This window comes from Pilimelia columellifera subsp. columellifera (assembly GCF_039532605.1).
In the GTDB taxonomy this organism is placed as follows: Bacteria; Actinomycetota; Actinomycetes; order Mycobacteriales; family Micromonosporaceae; genus Pilimelia; species Pilimelia columellifera.
In genome coordinates this window covers 19,956-39,785 of record NZ_BAAARY010000003.1, presented here as the reverse complement: position 1 = coordinate 39,785, position 19,830 = coordinate 19,956, and the positions used below count along the sequence as shown (strand labels likewise).

The 19,830-nt window shown below is 71.5% G+C and carries 19 protein-coding genes; 11 read left to right on the top strand and 8 right to left on the bottom strand.

The annotated features are described in order from the left end of the window. Positions 1 to 226: 226 nt before the first annotated feature. Positions 227 to 2,797, top strand: a complete 2,571-nt coding sequence (gene valS, locus ABD287_RS04550) for a valine--tRNA ligase (protein WP_344168708.1) — start codon at positions 227 to 229, stop codon at positions 2,795 to 2,797. A 32-nt stretch (positions 2,798 to 2,829) separates the two neighbouring features. On the opposite strand, the gene ABD287_RS04545 is transcribed toward valS, so the two are convergent. Continuing rightward, positions 2,830 to 3,075, bottom strand: a complete 246-nt coding sequence (locus tag ABD287_RS04545) for a hypothetical protein (protein WP_344168705.1) — start codon at positions 3,073 to 3,075, stop codon at positions 2,830 to 2,832. 75 nt (positions 3,076 to 3,150) lie between these two features. Between ABD287_RS04545 and ABD287_RS04540 the strand changes: the two genes are divergently transcribed. After that, on the top strand, positions 3,151 to 4,311 hold the full coding sequence (locus ABD287_RS04540; protein ID WP_344168703.1) for a DNA recombination protein RmuC: 1,161 nt from the start codon (positions 3,151 to 3,153) through the stop codon (positions 4,309 to 4,311). Here the strand turns inward: ABD287_RS04540 and ABD287_RS04535 are convergent. Both ABD287_RS04535 and ABD287_RS04530 read right to left on the bottom strand, forming a co-directional pair. Beyond that, positions 4,280 to 6,442: an ATP-binding protein gene (locus ABD287_RS04535; protein WP_344168700.1), complete on the bottom strand. Its 2,163-nt coding sequence runs from the start codon at positions 6,440 to 6,442 to the stop codon at positions 4,280 to 4,282. The two genes, ABD287_RS04540 and ABD287_RS04535, sit on opposite strands and share 32 nt — an antisense overlap. 111 nt (positions 6,443 to 6,553) lie before the next feature. Continuing rightward, positions 6,554 to 7,621 carry a 4-hydroxy-3-methylbut-2-enyl diphosphate reductase gene (locus tag ABD287_RS04530; protein ID WP_425565499.1) on the bottom strand — a complete coding sequence of 356 codons (1,068 nt, stop codon included), beginning with the start codon at positions 7,619 to 7,621 and terminating at the stop codon, positions 6,554 to 6,556. A 23-nt stretch (positions 7,622 to 7,644) separates the two neighbouring features. Here ABD287_RS04530 and xseA point away from each other — a divergent pair, with 23 nt between their 5' ends. Continuing rightward, positions 7,645 to 8,883: an exodeoxyribonuclease VII large subunit gene (xseA, locus tag ABD287_RS04525; RefSeq protein ID WP_344168697.1), complete on the top strand. Its 1,239-nt coding sequence runs from the start codon at positions 7,645 to 7,647 to the stop codon at positions 8,881 to 8,883. Positions 8,884 to 9,153: 270 nt separating this feature from the next. Here xseA and ABD287_RS04520 read toward each other — a convergent pair whose 3' ends face one another. After that, positions 9,154 to 9,519, bottom strand: coding sequence for a PRC-barrel domain-containing protein (locus ABD287_RS04520; protein WP_344168694.1), 366 nt, complete (start codon positions 9,517 to 9,519; stop codon positions 9,154 to 9,156). A gap of 161 nt (positions 9,520 to 9,680) precedes the next feature. Here ABD287_RS04520 and ABD287_RS04515 point away from each other — a divergent pair, with 161 nt between their 5' ends. Together ABD287_RS04515 and ABD287_RS04510 are read left to right on the top strand one after the other, a co-directional pair. Beyond that, on the top strand, positions 9,681 to 9,986 hold the full coding sequence (locus tag ABD287_RS04515; protein ID WP_344168691.1) for a hypothetical protein: 306 nt from the start codon (positions 9,681 to 9,683) through the stop codon (positions 9,984 to 9,986). A gap of 37 nt (positions 9,987 to 10,023) precedes the next feature. Then, positions 10,024 to 10,293, top strand: a complete 270-nt coding sequence (locus ABD287_RS04510) for an exodeoxyribonuclease VII small subunit (RefSeq protein WP_344168688.1) — start codon at positions 10,024 to 10,026, stop codon at positions 10,291 to 10,293. On the opposite strand, the gene ABD287_RS04505 is transcribed toward ABD287_RS04510, so the two are convergent. Beyond that, positions 10,238 to 10,789: a DUF4245 domain-containing protein gene (locus ABD287_RS04505; RefSeq protein ID WP_344168685.1), complete on the bottom strand. Its 552-nt coding sequence runs from the start codon at positions 10,787 to 10,789 to the stop codon at positions 10,238 to 10,240. The genes ABD287_RS04510 and ABD287_RS04505 overlap by 56 nt on opposite strands. A 131-nt stretch (positions 10,790 to 10,920) precedes the next feature. Between ABD287_RS04505 and glpX the strand changes: the two genes are divergently transcribed. From glpX to ABD287_RS04480, 5 genes are read left to right on the top strand one after another with little or no spacing between them, the layout of a single operon-like run. Then, positions 10,921 to 11,937 carry a class II fructose-bisphosphatase gene (glpX, locus tag ABD287_RS04500; protein ID WP_344168682.1) on the top strand — a complete coding sequence of 339 codons (1,017 nt, stop codon included), beginning with the start codon at positions 10,921 to 10,923 and terminating at the stop codon, positions 11,935 to 11,937. 1 nt (position 11,938) lies between these two features. Further along, the gene (locus tag ABD287_RS04495) at positions 11,939 to 12,937 is read left to right on the top strand and encodes a DMT family transporter (protein ID WP_425565504.1); all 999 of its coding nucleotides are present in this window, start codon (positions 11,939 to 11,941) and stop codon (positions 12,935 to 12,937) included. Positions 12,938 to 12,986: 49 nt separating this feature from the next. Next, positions 12,987 to 13,247: a GlsB/YeaQ/YmgE family stress response membrane protein gene (locus ABD287_RS04490; protein WP_344168676.1), complete on the top strand. Its 261-nt coding sequence runs from the start codon at positions 12,987 to 12,989 to the stop codon at positions 13,245 to 13,247. Next, positions 13,244 to 14,140, top strand: coding sequence for a tryptophan-rich sensory protein (locus ABD287_RS04485; protein WP_344168674.1), 897 nt, complete (start codon positions 13,244 to 13,246; stop codon positions 14,138 to 14,140). The genes ABD287_RS04490 and ABD287_RS04485 overlap by 4 nt, the downstream gene beginning before the upstream one ends. After that, entirely contained in the window at positions 14,137 to 15,639 is a 1,503-nt protein-coding gene (locus ABD287_RS04480; RefSeq protein WP_344168671.1) for an SDR family oxidoreductase, read from the top strand. The genes ABD287_RS04485 and ABD287_RS04480 overlap by 4 nt, the downstream gene beginning before the upstream one ends. A 33-nt stretch (positions 15,640 to 15,672) precedes the next feature. Here the strand turns inward: ABD287_RS04480 and ABD287_RS04475 are convergent, their stop codons facing one another. Then, positions 15,673 to 16,347, bottom strand: coding sequence for an aggregation-promoting factor C-terminal-like domain-containing protein (locus tag ABD287_RS04475; protein WP_344168668.1), 675 nt, complete (start codon positions 16,345 to 16,347; stop codon positions 15,673 to 15,675). Positions 16,348 to 16,541: 194 nt separating this feature from the next. Next, a complete protein-coding gene (phoH2, locus tag ABD287_RS04470) occupies positions 16,542 to 17,852 on the bottom strand; it encodes an RNA 5'-3' helicase PhoH2 (protein WP_344168665.1) in 1,311 nt (436 codons plus the stop codon). Positions 17,853 to 18,093: 241 nt separating this feature from the next. Here phoH2 and otsB point away from each other — a divergent pair, with 241 nt between their 5' ends. After that, complete coding sequence (gene otsB / locus ABD287_RS04465) at positions 18,094 to 18,990, top strand: trehalose-phosphatase (protein WP_344168662.1); 897 nt, start codon at positions 18,094 to 18,096, stop codon at positions 18,988 to 18,990. A 45-nt stretch (positions 18,991 to 19,035) separates the two neighbouring features. On the opposite strand, the gene ABD287_RS04460 is transcribed toward otsB, so the two are convergent. Continuing rightward, positions 19,036 to 19,821 carry an isoprenyl transferase gene (locus tag ABD287_RS04460; RefSeq protein WP_344168659.1) on the bottom strand — a complete coding sequence of 262 codons (786 nt, stop codon included), beginning with the start codon at positions 19,819 to 19,821 and terminating at the stop codon, positions 19,036 to 19,038. Positions 19,822 to 19,830: the final 9 nt, after the last annotated feature.

Sequence of the window (19,830 nt, the reverse complement as noted above, 5' to 3'; positions counted from 1 at the left end):
CGCGACCCTTTCCGCGCACCCCACAACAAGCCCCGCCAGTCTACGAGCCACCCACCCCCACCCCGCCCACCCGCCCCCCGAGCCGGTTGACCATGACTTGTGCGCGTTAATCGCCCGGTATTCACGCGCACAAGTCATGGTCAACGCGGGGCGAGGGGTGGGGGTGGGCGGCGTGGCGGGGGGTTAATCGGGGGCGGGTGGGGGGTGGGGTGTCTAGCATCGGCGCATGACGGAGATGGATGGGCGTGGGGCCGGGTCGGGCGGGCGGGCGGCGCCGCCAGGGCTGCCGGATCGTCCTGGTCTGGACGGTCTGGAGGTTCACTGGGCGCGTCGTTGGCAGGAGGACGGCACGTACGCGTTCGACAGGTCCAAGAGCCGGGCCGAGGTGTACAGCATCGACACTCCCCCGCCGACCGTTTCCGGGGCCCTGCATATCGGGCACATCTACTCGTACACCCACACGGACGTCGTCGCCCGGTACCAACGGATGCGCGGCAGGTCGGTGTTCTACCCGATGGGCTGGGACGACAACGGTCTGCCGACCGAGCGTCGGGCACAGAACGTCTACGGGGTCCGCTGTGACCCGTCGCTGCCCTACGACCCGGCCTTCCCCATCCCGACCACGCCGTACGACCCACCCCGGTCGATCTCCCGCCGCAACTTCGTCGAGCTGTGTGACGAGCTGACCGCCGCCGACGAGCAGGTTTTCGAGAAGCTGTGGCGCCGACTCGGCCTGTCGGTCGACTGGTCGCTGACGTACACGACCATCGGCGCCGACGCCCGCGTCGTCGCCCAGCGGGCCTTCCTCAACGCGCTGGAACGGGGCGAGGCGTACACCGCCGAAGCCCCGACGCTGTGGGATGTCGGCTTCCAGACCGCCGTCGCCCAGGCCGAGCTGGAGGACCGCGAGCGCCCTGGCGCCTACCACCGCCTCAAGTTCGCCGGCCCCACCGGGCCGGTCTTTGCCGACACCACCCGCCCCGAGCTGCTGCCCGGGTGCGTGGCGCTGGTGTGCCACCCCGACGACGTGCGCTACAACCTGCTCGTCGGGCAGAGCGCCCGCACCCCGGTGTTCGGCGTCGACGTGCCGGTGCTGGCCCACCCGCTGGCCGACCCGGCCAAGGGCACCGGGCTGGTCATGGTCTGCACGTTCGGTGACCTTACCGACGTCACCTGGTGGCGGGAGCTGGACCTGGACACCCGGGTGGTCATCGGTCGGGACGGGCGATTCCTGTCTGAGCCGCCGGCTGGCGTCCCGACCGGGCCGTACGCGCCGCTGGCCGGGCTCACCGTCAGCGCCGCCCGCAAGCAGGTCGTCAGCGCCCTCTCGGCCGAGCTGTCGCTCATCGGCGCCCCACGGGAGATCACCCATCCGGTGAGGTTCTACGAGAAGGGCGACCGGCCGCTGGAGATCGTCGCGTCGCGGCAGTGGTATCTGCGCAACGGCGGACGCGACCGTGAGCTGCGGGCCGAGCTGCTGGACCGGGGCCGCGAGCTGGACTGGACGCCTGATCACATGCGGCGCCGGTACGAGCACTGGGTGACCGGCCTCACCGGCGACTGGCTGATCAGCCGGCAGCGGTTCTTCGGCGTCCCCATCCCGGTCTGGTACGCCATTGACGACGAGGGCCAGCCCCGCTACGAACGGGCGATCCTGCCCGACGACGCCGAGCTGCCGGTGGACCCGACATTGTCGGCGCCGCCGGGCTACACCGAGGCCGACCGGGGCCGACCGGGGGGCTTCACCGCCGACCCGGACGTGCTCGACACCTGGGCCACCTCGTCGCTTACGCCGCAGATCGCCGGCGGCTGGGGTCGGGACGAGGACCTGTTCGCCCGGGTCTTCCCGATGGATCTGCGCCCGCAGGCCCACGAGATCATCCGGACCTGGCTCTTCGCGACAGTGCTGCGCTCGCATGCCGAGCACGGCGTCCTGCCGTGGCGGCGGACTGTCATCTCCGGTTGGGTCCTGGACCCGGACCGTAAGAAGATGTCCAAGTCGGCGGGGAACGCCGTGGTCACCCCGGTCGACCTCATCGACCGGCATGGCGCGGACGCGGTGCGGTACTGGGCGTGCGGCGGACGTCCCGGGGTGGATCTCACCTTCGACGAGGGCCAGCTGAAGGTGGGCCGACGCCTGGCCACGAAACTGCTCAACGCCTCGAAGTTCGTCCTGGGCCTGGGTGCTGGCGACGCGCTGCGGGCGCCGGTCACCGAGCCGTTGGACCGGTCGATGCTGGCCACCCTGGCCGAGACGGTGTCGACGGCGACGGCCGCGTTCGAGTCCTACGACCACACCGCCGCGCTGGCGGCCGTCGAGTCGTTCTTCTGGACGTTCTGCGACGACTACATCGAGTTGGTCAAGGACCGTGCCTACGGAGACGGGGCCGCCGGCGACTCGGCCCGTGCCGCGCTGGCTGGCGCCCTGTCGGCGCTGCTGCGGCTGTTCGCGCCGTTCCTGCCGTTCGTGACCGAGGAGGTGTGGTCGTGGTGGCGGTACGGGTCGGTGCACCGGTCGCCGTGGCCGACCTCGTACGAGCTGTCCCGGGCCGGCGGGGACGCCGACGGGGCGGTCCTGCGGCTGGTCGGCGAGGCGCTGGCGCAGGTGCGGCGGGCCAAGTCGCAGCGAAAGCTGTCGGTGAAGGCGCCGGTGCCGTTGGTGGAGGCGTTGGGCCCCGCGGCCGACATCGCGGTGCTGACCACGGCGTTGGACGACCTGCGTGCGGCGGGCCGGATCGACCGGTTGGAGCTGCTGCCCGACCGGACCGCTGAGCTGGTCATCGCCTGCGCCCTGTGACGTCTGGGTCAGCCGCCACCGCCAGCTCCGGATCAGTTTCCACCGCCGCCGGAATCGCCACCACCACCGGAGTCGCCGCCCCAACCGCCGCCGCCGTCCGAAGCCCCCCAACCGCCGTGGGCGCCGGAGCCGGAGCTGCCCGACCAGCCGCGGCGGCGTCTTCCGCCGTGGGTGGATCCTTTGCTGGCTGCCCTGCGGAGGAGCAGTGCCACGACGAGCCCGAACGCCAACACACCGAGCAGCACAATGAGCAGGACAATGATGTGTGCAGGTCTCATGTGCGAGAGGCTAGCCACGGCACGCCACGACGCCGCGACACGTGTCGATGTCGGACGACCTGGCAGGGTGAAGCCGTGAGCCTTTCCACTGTTGTGGTCGTGTTGGTGTGTCTGGGTGTCGGCGTCGCGTTGGGCTGGTTGGCGGGCCGACAGCGCAGCGCCACCCAGCTGGCTGAGCTGCGCGCGGTGTTGACCACCCGTGACCAGGGCGAGGCGCGGCTGGAGCAATCGCTGCGGGCGTTGTCCTACGAGGCCAGCAGCCAGTCCCAGCAGACGCTGGCGCACGCTGTCGCCCCGTTGCAGGAGAGCCTGCGCCGATACGAGCAGCGGGTGGTCGAGTTGGAGCGGGACCGGGTCTCCTCCTACTCGGAGCTGCGGGAACAGGTGCGCGCGATGAACGAGGTGTCCGGGGAGCTGCGGACCGAGACCCGGCAGCTGGTGTCCGCGCTGCGCGCTCCGCAGGTGCGGGGGCGGTGGGGCGAGCACCAGCTGCGGCGCATCATCGAGGCCGCCGGCATGCTGGAGCATTGCGACTTCGGCGAGCAGGTCACCGGGGCGACGGACGACGCCGCCGTTCGTCCGGACCTGGTGGTCACCCTCCACGGGGGGCGGTCGGTGGTGGTGGACGCCAAGGCCCCGTTCGACGGTTACCTGTCCGCGATGGAGGCCAAGGACGAGCCGACCCGCAACCGCCACCTTGATGCCCATGCCCGCCACCTGCGTGGTCATGTCGACGCGCTCGGCGCCAAGTCCTACTGGGCGGCCTTCGCGCCGGCGCCGGAGTTCGTGGTCCTGTTCGTGCCGGCGGACCCGTTCCTGGACGCCGCGCTGCAACGCGATCCGAGCCTGTTGGAGCACGCGTTCGCCCGGGACGTGGTGCTGGCCACCCCGGCGACGCTGATGGCGCTGCTACGCACCGTCGCGTACTCGTGGCGTCAGGAGGCGTTGGCGGCGAACGCCGCCCAGGTGCACGCGCTGGCCCGGGAGCTGTACGGGCGGCTCGGCACCCTGGGCGATCATGTCGGGAAGTTGGGCAGCTCGCTGGGCGGGGCGGTCTCCGCCTATAACCGGGCGGTGGGGTCCCTGGAGTCACGGGTGCTGGTCAGCGCCCGCAAGCTCGCCGATCTGGGTGTGTCGGCCGAGGAGTTGGCCGTGCCGCCGCAGCTGGAGCTGGCGCCCCGGCAGCCGCAGGCCCCGGAGCTGCTCAGCGACCCGCTGCCGCCGGCGCAGCGCTGACCTGCCGCTGCTCGGATGCGCGTTGGCGCGCCCCGGGCAGCGTGAACGTGATCCTGGCGCCGCCGCCGGGGTTGTCGCCGGCCACGATCGTCCCGCCGTGGCGTTCGACGATCCGCTTGCAGATCGCCAGCCCCAGACCGGTGCCCTCGTAGGTACGACGATCCGCCCGGTGGAAGGCGGTGAACACCTTCGGCTGCTGTTCAGTGGGGATGCCGATGCCACGGTCGGCGACCTCGATCGTCACCACGCCGTCAGCCGACCGGCTGCCGGTGATGTCGATCCTGGCCGGCTGGCCGGGCTGGGTGAACTTGAGCGCGTTGCCGAGAAGGTTCTCCAACAGCTGCCGGGCCATGGCCGGGTCGGCGGCCACCGGCGGCAGATCGCCGACGAAGATCGCGGGAGCGCCCCGTGGGTCACCGGTCGCGGCTACCCGGTCGGCGAGGACCTCGGCCGCCAGCGCCTGAAGGTCCACTGGTCGCGGGGCGATCTGGCCGTCGCGAGCGGTGGCGTAGGCGAGCAGGTCGTCGATGAGTTGCCGCATCCGCTGCACCCCGCCGGTGATCCGGGCGATGGCGGTGGCCAGCGTCTCCGGCTCCCAGGCGTTGGTGAGGTCCTCCAGGAGCTCGGCGTACCCGGCCATGGTGGTCAGCGGCGCCTTGAGGTCGTGCGCGACGACGCCCGCGAAGGCCTGTAGATCAGCCTCACGTTCAGTCAGCTCCGCGATGGTGCGATCCAGCCTGGCCTGGACTGCCTTCTGCTCGCTGATGTCGTGGAACACGGCGACCGCGCCCGGCCGTCCCCCGCCCAGCGGCCGGCCGGAGACGGTCACCGGAACGCCGGCCGGCTGGGCTTCGTTGCGGATCACCATCTCGACGTGGTCACTGGGCTCGCCGCGCAGCGCCCGCACGAGGGGCAGTCGCTCGGTCGGGAAGGGGGTCTTGCCGTCCGGCAGGAAGAGCCCGTAGTAGTCGGACCAGCTGTCGGGGTCGCCCAGGTCGACGTCGAGCCCGAGGATCTTACGCGCCGCTGGGTTGTGGACGACGAACTCGCCGTCGCCGTCGACCACGCCGACGCCGTCGGAGACGCTTTCGAGGATCGCGCTGAACAGCTCGGCCTGCGCCCTGGCGTCGGCCTCGGCCTCGGCCAGGTCGGCGGTGGCGGCATCGACCTGGGTCTGCGCCCGGTCTCGGCCGGTGGCCAGCAGCCACACCAGTCCGCCGAGCAGCAGGCCGACCACGACCCCGCCGATCATGACGACGGTGGGCAGCCCGGTGCTGCCTCCGGGCAGCCGCCGACCGGCAGCAGCGGCGGTGAGCTGCCACTGCTTGTCGGCGATGGTCACGCTGACCCGTCGGACCAGGTCCCGCCGACCGGTGGCGGCGGCGCGCAGACTGGCCACCGGGGCGGCGTCGGCGGCGCTGAGAGTGACGTCCACCAGGCCCTGGGAGGCGGTGGTGAGCGTTCCGGCGATGAAGTCCTTGCCGCGTAGGCCCATGATCACCCAGCCGCGGAACGGTCGCCTGCCGTCATCGGCGGCGGGGCCGAACACCGGGACAGTGAGGCTGAACGACAGTTGCCGCTGGTCCGGCGGCAGGTTCTCGTCGATGATCAACTGATAGGGGGCGGAGATGGCCGGCTGCCCGGTCCGTCGCGCCTCCCGCAGCGCCTGGGCCGGCGCCGGCGCCCGCGCCGCGTCGATGCCCGTCCTGGGGACACCGCCGTCGAGCGGCACGGAGAGCACCGAGAAGATGTGCTCGTCCAACCCGGGCGCCGGGTTGAGAACCAGATCAGCGCTCTGGCGCGAACGCCACAGCGCCTGCGTGGCCGGGATCTGGGCGGTCGTCGCCGGGACCAGGTAGGCGATGGAGGTGGCGCCAGCCAGCCGCATCGCGGCCAGCGGCGCGACGATGGCGCCGAACCTGCTTCTGGTGGGGGCGGGGTCGCCGCCGACCGCGGCCGCGACGAGCCGGAGGCTGTCGATGTACCGGCCGCCCTCGGCGGCGACGGCGCCGGCGGCGACGACGGCGCGGCGGTCAAGCTGTTGGATGGCCGCCTGCCGCTGGCCCTGGGCGAGCATCGCCCCGGCGCCGAGCGCCAACAACGTGCACAGCATGGCGACCAGCGTGGCCATCGCGCACGCCGACCACCGGTGGCATCGCAACCAGGTCCATGTCCGCACGAGGGTCCATCGGCGTCGCCGGCCGTGAGCTGAGCGGGCGATCCGGATCGCACCCGGCCGGCATCAGCCGCCGGCGGCGGCCTTCATGTCCCGACGAAGCTCCTGCGGCAGCGCGAAGGTCAACTTCTCGGTGGCGCTGGTGACCTCGGTGACGTCGGTGAAACCCCGGGCGGCGAGGTGGTCGAGGACCTCGCTGACCAGGTCCTCGGGGACGCTGGCGCCGGAGGTGAGCCCGACCGAGGTGGCGCCGTCGAGCCAGGCGTCCTCGATCTCGTGGGCGTAGTCGACGAGGTGGGAGGCCCGGGAGCCGGCGTCGAGGGCCACCTCGACCAACCGGACAGAGTTGGATGAGTTACGCGAACCAACAACAATCATGACGTCGCAGTCGGCGGCGATCTCCTTGACCGCCTGCTGACGGTTCTGGGTGGCGTAGCAGATGTCGTCGCTGGGCGGGGACTGCAACAACGGCAACCGTTCCTTGAGCCGCGCCACGGTCTCCATCGTCTCGTCGACCGACAGCGTGGTCTGCGACAGCCAAACCACCTTCTCCGGGTCCCGGACATTGACCTTGTCGACGTCGTCCGGACCGTCAACGAGCTGGATGTGCGCGGGCGCCTCACCGGCCGTCCCGATGACCTCCTCGTGGCCCTCGTGGCCGATGAGCAGGATGTCGTAGTCGTCGGCGGCGAACCGCCTGGCCTCGTGATGGACCTTGGTCACCAACGGGCAGGTGGCGTCGATGGCCCGGAGCCGGCGCTGCCGGGCCTGCTCGTGCACCTCCGGCGCCACCCCGTGCGCGGAGAAGACGACCGTCGCCCCCGCCGGAACCTCCGCGTTCTCCTCGACGAAGATCGCGCCCTTGGCTTCGAGGGTGGCCACCACGTGCTTGTTGTGCACGATCTGTTTGCGGACGTAGACGGGCGCCCCGTAGAGCTTGAGCGCCTCCTCGACGGTGATGACGGCCCGGTCGACCCCGGCGCAGTAGCCACGGGGACGGGCCAGCAGCACCCGCTTGGCCGCGGGGGCTGACAGGCTGGCGCCCGACGGTTCGGAAGCGGGGTTACGCGAGGCCTCGGTCACCGGACCATCGTACGCGCCGCCCACCCCCCTCCCGCCGGCCAAGATCGTCATACCGGCGCCCGTACGCTGACCCGATGAGCGAGGAGCGGCGCGAGCCGGCGAGCACGGCCGACGCGCCGTGGCCGGTCCGGCAGGTCACCCAGAAGGTCCAGGCATGGATCGCCCGGCTCGGCTGGGTCTGGGTCGACGGCCAGGTGGCCCAGATCAACAGACGCCCCGGCGCGACCACCGTCTTCCTCACGCTGCGAGACCCGGCCGCCGACCTGTCGCTCACCGTCACCACCAGCCGGGACGTGCTCGACCGCGGAGCGCCCGAACTGGTCGACGGGGCCCGGGTCGTCGTACACGCCAAACCCGAGTTGTTCCCCGGCCGAGGCAGCTTCAGCCTGCGCGCCGACGAGATCCGCCAGGTCGGCGTCGGCGAACTGCTGGCCAGGATCGAGAAGCTGAAGAAGCTGCTGGACGCCGAGGGGCTTTTCGCGCGCGAACGCAAACGCCGGTTGCCGTTCCTGCCCAGCCGGATCGGGCTCATCACCGGACGGGCCAGCGCCGCCGAACGCGACGTGCTCGACAACGCCCGGCGCCGCTGGCCAGCGGTGGAGTTCCGGACCGTTAACGTCGCCGTCCAGGGCGTCGGCGCGGTCGCCCAGATCATCGACGCGCTCCGGGCCCTGGATGCCGACGACAGGGTCGAGGTTATCGTGCTGGCCCGCGGCGGCGGGTCGACCGAAGATCTGCTGGCCTTCTCGGACGAGGCGTTGTGCCGGGCGGTATTCGCCTGCCGCACCCCGGTCGTCAGCGCCATCGGCCATGAGACCGACGCCCCGCTGATCGACTACGTGGCGGACGTCCGCGCCTCCACGCCCACCGACGCGGCGAAGCGGATCACCCCGGACCTGACCGAGGAGGCCCAACGGATCGCGGCAGCCCGCGAGCGCCTCGACCGCGCTGTCGACGGCCTCCTCACCCGCGAGGAGCAACGTCTCGTGGGCGTGCGCTCACGTCCGGCGCTGGCCCGACCCCAGCTCATGATCGACCAGCGGGCCGGCGAGGCCACGGCGCTGCGCCAGCGTGCCAGCCGCTGCCTGGAGCACCGGCTCAGCTCCGGCGACGACGAGCTACGCCACACTCTGGCGCGACTGCGGGCGTTGTCGCCCCAGTCGACCCTGGACCGCGGCTACGCCGTGGTGCGCCGTGACGACGGGCAGGTGGTCAGGGCCGCCGGACAGGTCCGCGCCGGTGAGCGGCTGCGGATCACCCTGGCGGACGGTGAGCTGACCGCCGCCGTCGCGGTCCGGCCCGCCGACTCCTGACTGGGCTACTGGCCCTCTCGGGCGGCGTAGTAATCCCACTCGGCCTCGAAGTCGAAAGAGGGCTCCGTCTCAGGGGCGGGCCAGGGCTGCAGCTCGTCACTGTTGACGGTCTCCGACCCTGCGAGGTCCGGTAGGGCGATCGGTAACGTCGACATGCTCATAGCAACACTATTCCGCGGTATACCGCCGTTAAACCTGGCCGCGCCCTCCCAGATATGCGAAGTTCCCCCGCCAGCGGGCGCTGGCGGGGGAACTTCGGGTCAAGCGAGGTCAGACGGTGTAACCGGTTCCCCCGTAGTAGGAGCCGAGCTTGTCGCGGTAGGTCATGTCGTCACGGCGCTCGTCGTCGTACTCCGGAGCGTCCTTGATCTCGTCCTTGGTGCGGGTGACATAGACCTTTTCCTCCTGGGCGTCCACCCGGGTGACCACGCCCGCTGGCAGCATGACCTTCTTGCCGAAAATCCAGGGACCGGTATCAACCACCAGATAGCTGGAGCTGACCTCGGCGCTGGCCTCATCGATCTTGCCGATACTCCCGTCGGCCGCCTCGACGCTGTAACCGACAAGGTCAAGGCTGCCGGCCGCGTAGCCGGAGTCCTGACGGTAGTTCCAGGCGTCGAAAGAGTTCGTCGTCATGATGCCCAACCCCCTTGTGGAATGTGTTCGTTCGCTGGCCCCGTTATGCCCGGCCATCCGCTTCCGCACACCTCGTGTGACACCACCCATATCACTCCACAGTGGCGCTTAGAAGTGCCGGGGATTGGGTATTGAGGCGCTTCAACTCCGAGGAGGAACACATGTCGGTGGTCAAGTCGCTGTGGGCGTCGGTTCAGGGCGATCCAGTCTTCATGCGCAGGGTGAACGGGTGGCTCACCGTCTTCTGGATCGTCATGATCCCGATCAGTTACCTCACCGGCTGGCTCAACAGCGTCGTGTTCGTCTCGGCGCTGTCACTGTGGGCGCTGGTCTCCGGCCACTGGTCGGCCTGGCAGGCGGCGCGGGTCGAGGTGAAGCAGGATGACGACCGGATCGAGCAGGACGAGCTGGCGCGCGACGTCGCCGAGCGGATCAACCTGCCGGCGGCCGACCGGGCCGCCGCCTGACCGCCCGCCGGCGCCAGGCTGCCGTAACCTGCTCGGCATGACCCGAGCCGACCGCGCACCTGACACTGGCGACGCCGCGCTGAGCTACGAGCAGGCCCGAGCGGAGCTGGTCACCGTCGTCGAAAGGCTGGAGTCCGGAGCCGGCACGCTGGAGGAGTCGCTGGCCTTATGGGAGCGCGGCGAGCGCCTGGCCGACGTCTGCCAGGCCTGGCTGGACGGGGCGCGCGAGCGCCTCGCGTCAGCGCGCGCGGTCAGCCCAGGGACGCGGCCAGGGACCTCAGCTCAGCAGCCGGGCCCGTCCCGATGACCAGCACCGTACGTTCGGGCGTGAGCAGGGCCAGCGCCGTCTCGCCAGCGCGGCCCGGGTACTGCTGCCAGGGGCGTCCGTCGATGACGACCGGGCCGGCGGGGCGGGTGGCGCCCAGCTCCGCGGCCAGCAGCTGGTCCGCCGGCCGGTCGCTCTCGATGAGCTGGTAGCCGGCGCCGGACGGCCCGACGTAGCCGACCCGCAGCATGGCCTGCCCGTCTCCGGGGGCGTAGTTGGCGCTGATCGGCGCCCAGTCGTCGGGCAACCGGCGCGGTTCGGCGGCCGGGAAGTCCCCGGCGGCCCGGACCTGCGCGAAGACAGCGGCCACATCGACGGTGATCGGCCTGTCGCCGCCCTGCGCCAGCCGGTAGACGCCAGCCATGATCGCGATGGGAACGAGCAGCGCGACCAGCGACAGGGCCATGTCCCGGGGGCGCCGGGAGGCCGGCGCGGACACGGCGCCGGACGGCGGAACGGCGGTGGGGTCAACGGGCACGTGACCATCGTCGCCGATCAGCGCCCCGCCCGGCCAACCGGCCCCCGCGCATGCCAGGATCGAGGGGCCGGATGACCATGCGCGCACCCGGCGCGTCACCGCCCCCGCGCGCGCCCGCGAGGAGGAGCTGCATGACCAGCCGTACGCCCCAGGAACTCGACCGCAATCTCGCCCTTGACCTGGTCAGGGTCACCGAGGCCGCCGCCATGGCGGCCGGCCGGTGGGTCGGCCGAGGCGACAAGGAAGGCGGCGACGGCGCCGCGGTCGACGCCATGCGCAAGCTGATCAACTCGATCCCGATGCGGGGAACGGTCGTCATCGGCGAGGGCGAGAAGGACAACGCCCCGATGCTCTACAACGGCGAGCAGGTCGGCGACGGCACCGGTCCCGAGGTCGACGTGGCCGTCGACCCGATCGACGGCACCACCCTGATGAGCAAGGGCATGCCGAACGCCCTCGCGGTGCTGGCCGTCGCCGAACGCGGCGCGATGTACGACCCGAGCGCGGTCTTCTACATGGAGAAGCTGGTCGTCGGCCCGGACTGCGCCGACGTCATCGAGATCGACGCCGGCGTCAAGGAGAACCTCCGCCGCATCGCCAAGGTCAAGAACAGTGACGTGTCGGACGTCAACGTCTGTGTCCTGGAGCGTTCCCGGCACACCGACCTGGTCCGCCAGGTCCGGGAGACCGGCGCCCGGGTGCGGTTCATCAGCGACGGCGACATCGCCGGGGCGATCAGCGCCGCCCGGGAGCAGTCCGAGGTGGACGTGCTCATGGGCATCGGCGGCACCCCGGAGGGCATCGTCACCGCGGTGGCCCTCAGGTGCATGGGCGGCGCGATGCAGGCCAAGCTGTGGCCGCAGGACGACGCGGAGCGGGCGAGGGCCGTCGCCGCCGGGCACGAACTCGACCGCGTCCTCACCACCACCGACCTGGTCAAGGGCGACAACATGTTCTTCGTCGCCACCGGAGTCACCTCCGGCGACCTCCTCAAGGGCGTCCGCTACCGGGCCGGCGGCGCCTACACCCAGTCGATCGTCATGCGTTCCAAGAGCGGCACGATCCGGGTCATCGACTCCTACCACCGGCTGGAGAAGCTCAGCCGGTACTCGGCCGTCGACTTCGCCAGCCGGGTCGAAGGCGCGTGAGCTGAGTCGCTCAACCGAATCCGCACGAGCGCCACGCCAGGCCCGGTCACGGGCCACCGGCGTGGCGCTCGCCGCGTTGGCCGGCGGGGGCTCGGCCGTACAAGCCCGGGTCAACGGCGAGCTGGGGACACGGCTGGGCGACGGCATCGCCGCCGCCGCCGTGTCCTTCGGCGTGGGGCTGATCCTGGTGGCCGCGCTGACGGCGGCCACGCCGATCGGCCGGGCGGGGGTGGGCCGGCTGCGCGAGGCGATGTCCAGCGGTCGGCTGCGTTGGTGGCAGGGCCTCGGCGGGCTCTGCGGAGCGTTCTTCGTCGTCAGCCAGGGCATTGCCGCCGGAGCGCTCGGGGTGGCGGTGTTCACCGTCGCGTCGGTCGCCGGACAGTCGGTCGGCGGCCTGGCCGTCGACCGACTGGGGCTCGGCCCCACCGGACGCCACGAGCTGACCTGGCCGCGGATCGCCGGCGCGGCGCTGTCAGTCGTGGCGGTGGCGGTGGCCGCCGGCGGACTGACCTTGGCCGGGACGTCAGCGCTGCTGGCCCTCATGCCGGCGGTGGCCGGCTTCCTCATCGGCTGGCAGACGGCGATGAACGGGCTGGTCCGGCAGGCCACCGGCAGCGTCCTGACGACGACGCTGCTGAACTTCGCCACCGGCACGGTGGGTCTGGCGCTGGCCCTGGCCGTCGACGTCGCCCTCCGTGGCCCGTTCGGCCCGTTGCCGGCCGAGCCGTGGCTCTACACCGGCGGCGTCCTGGGCGTGCTGTTCATCGCCGTGGCCGCCACGGTCGTCCGCCTCACCGGGGTGTTGCTGCTCGGGCTCGCCAGCATCGCCGGTCAGATCACCGGCTCGGTGGTCGTCGACTACGTGGCGCCCGGCGGCGCCGGCGCCCCGGACCTGTCGACCCTCGTCGGCGCGGCGTTGGCGCTGGTCGCGGTGGCGGTGGCGACAGCGCGGCCGACAGGTTTAGGAAATCGATCAGAGGGCATTTCACCGGTGCGCTGATGTGGCCCGGAAAGGCTGGGCCCAGACGCTCCCCCGAGGAGATTTGAAAATGGGAATTCTGGCTTGGATCATCCTTGGTCTGGTCGCTGGCCTGATCGCGAAGCAGCTGCTGCCGGGCAGCGACCCGGGCGGGCTGCTCATCACCATGGTGCTGGGCATCGTGGGCGCGCTGCTCGGAGGGTTCCTGGGCGCGGCCATGTTCGGCGTCGACCCGGTTGACGGCTTCTTCGACATCAGCACCTGGGTCGCCGCGATCCTCGGTGCGATCCTGATCCTCATCGGCTACCGGGCGCTCGCCGGCCGCCGATGACTCCTTCGTCATTCCGTGAGAACGGAGCAGGACGGTCCGCCCGGGTCACCCGGGCGGACCGTCTGCGTCAGGTCGGCGTCACCGTCAGCGGTCTGCTCTGCGTGACGGGGACGCTGGTGGGGTTCGGCGTCATCGGCACCCCCGTGGAGGCGAGCGCCGGCGGCGCCTTCGCCGACAACGCCACCCTGCTCGCCCCGGCGGGGCCGGCGTTCTCGATCTGGTCGCTGATCTACCTGGGCCTCGGCGCCTACGTGCTGTGGCAGTGGCGGCCGGCGGTGGCGTCGTCCACCCGGCACCGGCGGACCGGATGGTTGGCGGCGGCGTCGATGCTGCTCAACGCCGCCTGGATCCTGGTGACCCAGCGGGGGTGGCTCCTGCTCAGCGTGGTGGTCATCCTCGCGCTGGTTATCGTTCTCGGGCTCCTGGTCCGGGAGCTGACCCGCCACCCCGGGGCCGGGGAGGGCGAGGAGGTCATCGTGGACGGCACCTTCGGCGCCTACCTGGGCTGGGTGTGCGTGGCCGTTTGCGCGAACATCGCCGCCGTGATGAGCGCCGACGGACCGGCGCCCGGCGAACCCGATGTGGGCAGCCAGGTCATCGCCGTCGCCGTGCTGGTCGCCGTGACCGCGCTCGGCGCGTTCCTGGCGTGGGTGCTGGACGGACGGCTGGCGACGGCTGCGGCGATCGCGTGGGGTCTGGCCTGGATCGCGGTGGGTCGCTCGACCGACGAGCCACGCTCGACTGTGGTGGCTACCACGGCCGTGCTGGCAGCCGTTGCTGTGCTCGTCGCGACCATCGTCGCCCGCCGCCGACTTCACGGCACACCGCGCTCTCCCGACCCCGCCGCCGGGTCGGACCAGCAGCCGGCCAGCGGGCCGCCGGACGCCAGATGAGCGAACCACGACATCCCGTGACGCTGGTGACCGGGGCGACCGGCTACATCGGCGGCCGGCTCATCCCGGAGCTGCTCACGGCAGGACACCGGGTCCGGGCCATGGCCCGCCAGCCGACGCACCTGGCCGACCGGGCCTGGAGCGACGAGGTCGAGGTGGTCCGGGCTGACGTCGAGGACGCCGCGTCCGTGGCGGCGGCGATGCGGGGCGTCGGCGTCGCCTACTACCTCATCCACTCGCTCGGGGCGGGTCGGCAGTTCGAGGCGATGGACCGCCACAACGCGGAGGTGTTCGCCACGGCCGCCCGAGAGGCCGGGGTCAGCCGGATCGTCTACCTGGGCGGGCTCTACCCGCGCGGGCCGTTGTCGCCGCACCTGCGGTCCCGGCGGGAGGTCGGGCGGGTGCTGCTCGCCAGCGGCGTCCCGACCACGGTCCTGCAGGCGGCGGTCATTCTCGGCTCGGGCAGCGCCTCGTTCGAGATGATGCGGTACCTCACCGAACGACTGCCCCTCATGGTCACCCCGCGTTGGGTGGAGAACCGTATCCAGCCGATCGCGGTCCGCGACGTGCTCCGCTACCTCGTCGGCGCCGCGACGATGCCCGCGGAGGTGAGCCGGGCCTTCGACATCGGTGGCCGGCAGGTGCTCACCTACCGGCAGATGATGCAGCGGTACGCGGCCGTGGCCGGACTGCCGAGACGACGGATCTACCCGCTGCCGGTGCTCACCCCACGGTTGGCCAGCCGCTGGGTGGGCCTGGTCACGCCGGTGCCGTCGGGCCTGGCCCGGCCGTTGGTGGAGTCGCTGGTCCACGAGGTGGTCTGCGACGAGGACGACATCCGCGGGTTCGTTCCGGACCCGCCCGAGGGCCTGTTGGACTTCGACGCGGCCGTCCGGCTGGCGTTGCAGAAGGTCCGCGACGAGGACGTGGCCACCACCTACTACTCGGCGGTCGGCGACCACAGCGCCGAGCCGCTGCCCGAAGATCCGCAGTGGGCCGGCGGGGACATCTACGTCGACGAACGTTCCAGCGTGGTGCGCGCCACGCCGCAGGCGCTGTGGGCGGTGATCGAGGGCATTGGCGGCAACAACGGCTGGTACTCCTGGCAGTTGGGCTGGGTGGCCCGCGGGGTCATCGACAAGCTCTTCGGCGGGCCGGGCCTGCGACGCGGCCGCCGGCGCCGGTACCAGCTGGCCGTCGGTGACGCGCTGGACTGGTGGCGGGTCGAGGCGCTGGAAGTCCAGCGGCTGCTGCGGCTACGCGCCGAGATGCGGCTACCGGGCAAGGCGTGGCTGGAGCTCATCGTCGACGCCGACGCGGGCGGTCGCACCGTGTTCCGGCAGCGCGCCATCTACTATCCGCGGGGCCTGGGCGGCCGGGCGTACTGGTGGGTCATCGCGCCATTCCACGGCATGGTGTTCGGCGGAATGCAACGCAACATCGCCGCCGCCGCGGCCGCCGCGCAACTGGCGATCGACCGAGGCGCGGACAAGCCCTGACATCCGGGGCGGCCTGCCACCGGGTAGCTGTGGTCAGTACCAGCCGGTGCGCTTGGAGTGGGCCCACGCCCCGCACGGGGTGTCATAGCGACCCTTGATGTAGCCGAGTCCCCACCTGATCTGGGTGGCCGGGCTGTTGCGCCAGTCGGCGCCCTCGGACGCCATCTTGTCGCCCGGCAGGGCCTGCGGGATTCCGTAGGCGCCGGAGCTGTTGTTGCGGGCCCGGTGGTTCCAGCCGCTCTCCTTGGCGAAGAGCTTGTCCAGGCAGGGCATCTGGTCGAGGCCGAAGCCCTTCTTCAGCAGCAGGGCACAGCCGATCGCCCGGTTGCCGCCGTACTCGTCGCAGGAGTCCGGGATCGGACCCACGAACGGAACCGGCCTGCCACTGACCGCTGCCTTCTTACGGGCCGCCGCCTTCGCCGCCGCCGCCTTCTTCGCCGCCGCGTCGGCCGCGCGGGCCGCGGCCTGTGCCTTGCGGGCCACGTTGACCTGAGCGGTGCGCTGGCGGGAGACATCGTGCGCGATCGCCGCCGCCCGCTGGTCCAGCAGCTGCCGCTCGACAAGCTGCCGCTCGTAGGCGATGGCGGCCGCGTCCTGCTGGCCTTGCTCGTCCCGGTCCCGGGTGAGGTAGAAGCCCCCCACCAGCGCTCCAGCAAGAATGGCGACCGAGAGCAGCCGCGCCGAAAGGCGGCTCCACAGCAGGCTCACAAGGATCCCTTCGTCGGGGACGGGGGTCGAGCACTTCGCATAGACGACGGTGATACTAACCGCCGCCGCGAACGCTCGCTGGCCAACCCTCGCCGATCAGTCCCCGAGTCACCAGCCCCTGTTGAGCCCGTTCTAGGATGTCCGGACGGCCAAATACGGACATAAGCCACTGTAAAGGCTGGCCGAGTGTCACGTTAGCGCGGGATGTCCTCCAACAGATCGGTCACGACCTCGGCGATCGGAGAGCGCTCCGACCGGGTCAACGTCACGTGCGCGAAGATCGGATGGCCCTTGAGCGCCTCGATCACCGAAGACACCCCGTCATGCCGACCGACCCGCAGATTGTCCCGCTGGGCCACGTCATGGGTGAGCACCACCCGCGAGTTCGCCCCGATCCGGGACAGCACCGTCAGCAGCACGCCCCGCTCCAACGACTGCGCCTCGTCGACGATGACGAACGCGTCGTGCAGGCTGCGGCCCCGGATGTGGGTCAGCGGCAGGACCTCAAGCAACCCACGCGACATGACCTCGTCCATGACGTTGTCGTGCACCACCGACCCGAGCGTATCGAAGACGGCCTGGGCCCACGGCGACATTTTCTCGCTCTCGCTGCCCGGCAGGTAACCCAGCTCCTGCCCGCCGACGGCGTACAGCGGCCGGAACACCACGACCTTCTTGTGCTTGCCGCGCTCCATCGTCTGCTCGAGACCGGCGCACAGCGCCAGCGCCGACTTGCCGGTGCCGGCGCGACCGCCCAGCGAGACGATGCCGATCGCATCGTCCAGAAGCAGGTCCAACGCGATCCGCTGCTCCGCCGAGCGACCGTGCAGCCCGAACGCCTCCCGGTCGCCGCGCACCAGACGCACCGTCCGGTCCGGACGCATCCGCCCCAGCCCAGAGCCACGCGAGGAGTGCAGCACCAGGCCGGTGTGGTTGGGCAGGTCCGCGATCACCTTGGCGCCCATCTCCGCCGGGTGCAGGACACCCTCCGAGTACAGCTCGTTGAGCTGCTCCTCTGCCAGCTGCCACTCGGCCATGCCCGTCCAGGTCGCGTCCATCGCCTGGCCGTGGCGGTACTCGTCGGTGTGCAGCCCTACCGACGCAGCCTTGACCCGCAGCGGCATATCCTTGGTGATGAGAGTGACGTCGTGCCCGGTGGCCGCCAGACCCATCGCCACCGACAGGATGCGCGAGTCGTTGCTGTCGTTACGGAAACCCTGCGGCAGCAACGACGGCTCGGTGTGGTTCAGCTCCACCCGCAAGGTGCCGCCGACGTCGTTGACCGGCAACGGCTCGTCCAGCCGGCCGTGCTTGATCCGCAGGTCGTCGAACATCCGCAGGGACTCGCGGGCGAACCAGCCGAGTTCGGGGTGGTGGCGCTTACCCTCCAACTCGCTGATGACCACGAGCGGGACGACCACCGCGTGCTCGGCGAAGCGCCGGAACGCGCCGGGGTCGGAGAGCAGGACCGAGGTGTCGAGAACGATCGTCCGGATGTCAGTCACGTCGCCACCACTTCGCCGGGCGGCGCGCCCCCGCCGCCCATCGCCGCAGCAACCGGCTCCCAGGGCACGCCGACGGGCGCAGGCCCCGCGTCACAAACGGGAAGCCGGTGGCTCGGGAAGACCCCGATCCATATCGGCAACGCTAGCCGGTCGCGGCCGACCCAGACCAGACCCGGACGGGCGCAGTTGATCGTGTCGACCGACCGCAGCCGGCAGCCGACACGACGGTAGGCTGCTGCGCATGCCGCCAGCCCTCCCCCGAGGCGCACTGCTCACCGACCCCCGATCCGCGTCCTGCGCCCACCCCGGACGTGTCGCTCCTGGCCAGACCGTCGCGGGCGGGGCCATCCCCGGTCAGCGCGCTGTCCTCCCCCGCGGCTGGACCGCCCTGCGGGACGACCCCCGCGGCGCCCGGCTCTTCTTCGACTTCGACGGCACCCTGGCCGCCATCGCGGCGGACCCCGCGCGGGTGCGTCCGGTCGCCGGCGCCATCGCGGCGTTGACCAGGCTCAACGAACTCGTCGGCCGGGTCGCCATCGTGTCCGCCAGGCCGGTGCGATTCCTGCACGACCAGTTCGGCGGCCTCGTCGACCTCTACGGTCTGTACGGGCTGGAGAGCTTCCGGGACGGCCGCCGACACACCCACCCGGAGGCGGAGCGGTGGCGCCCGGTCATCGCCGACGTCGCCGCCCGGGCGGCCGAGATGATGCCCCCGGCGCAGGTCGAGGCCAAGGGTCTGTCGGTGGCGCTGCACTACCGGACGACGCCCGGTCTGGCTGACCGGATCACCAGTTGGGGCCGCGGCCGGGCCAATGAGCTGGGGCTGCGCTGCCAGCCCGGCCGGATGGTCATGGAGCTGAAGCCGCCGATCGCCTACGACAAGGGCGACGTGGTGCGGGCCGCCCTCGGCGACGCGAGCGCCGCCTGGTTCTGCGGGGACGACGTCGCGGACCTGCGGGCGTTCCAGGCGCTCGACGAGCGGTCCGCCGCCGACCCGTCGTTCGCGGCGTTACGGGTGGCGGTCGCGAACCCGGAGACCGGCGCCGAACTCACCGACGCCGCCGACCTCACCGTCAGCAGCCCGCCGGCCCTGATCAGCCTGCTCGATGACCTGGCCGCTGACCTGCGCCGCCGCTGAGCGGTAACGGCTGCGCTCAAGCTGCAACGGGTTGTCAGGGCGCGGTCAGGCGCCGAAGCGGCGGTGCCGGCGGGCGTACGAGCGCAGCGCGCGCAGGAAGTCGATGTGCCGGAACTCGGGCCAGTTGATGTCGCAGAAGTAGAACTCCGAGTGCGCCGACTGCCACAGCAGGAAACCGGAGAGCCGCTGCTCCCCGCTGGTGCGGATGACCAGATCGGGGTCCGGCTGACCGCGGGTGTAGAGGTGCTCGGCGATGTGCTCCGGGTCCAGCGCCTCGGCCAGCTCCTCCAGGGTGCCGCCGGCGCGGGCGTGCTCGTACAGCAGCGACCGGACGGCGTCGGCGATCTCCCGCCGCCCGCCGTAGCCGACGGCCAGGTTCACCTCGGCGGCGCCGCGACGCTCGGCGGTCCGTCCGGCGGCGGCACGTAGGGCGTCGGCGTGCGGGGTCGGCAGCAGGTCGAGCGCGCCGACGACCCGCAGCCGCCACGGGTTGCCGTCCTCGGCCAGCTCGACGGCCAGATCCTCGATGATCTGGAGCAACGGGTCCAGCTCGGCGGCGGCCCGGTTGAGGTTGTCGGTGGAGAGCAGCCAGAACGTCACATGCCCGACGCCGGCCTGGTCGCACCAGCGCAGCAGCTCCTTGATCCGCTCCGCGCCGACCCGGTGCCCGTCGTTGGGGTCGACGTACCCCATCTCCTTGGCCCACCGGCGGTTGCCGTCGACGATGACGCCGATGTGGGCGGGAACGGCCGCCCGGGTCAGTTTGCCGGCCAGCCGCCGCTCGTACGCGGGGTACACCAGGCGCGTGTAGATCAGATCACGCAGTCTCATCGCCGTTCA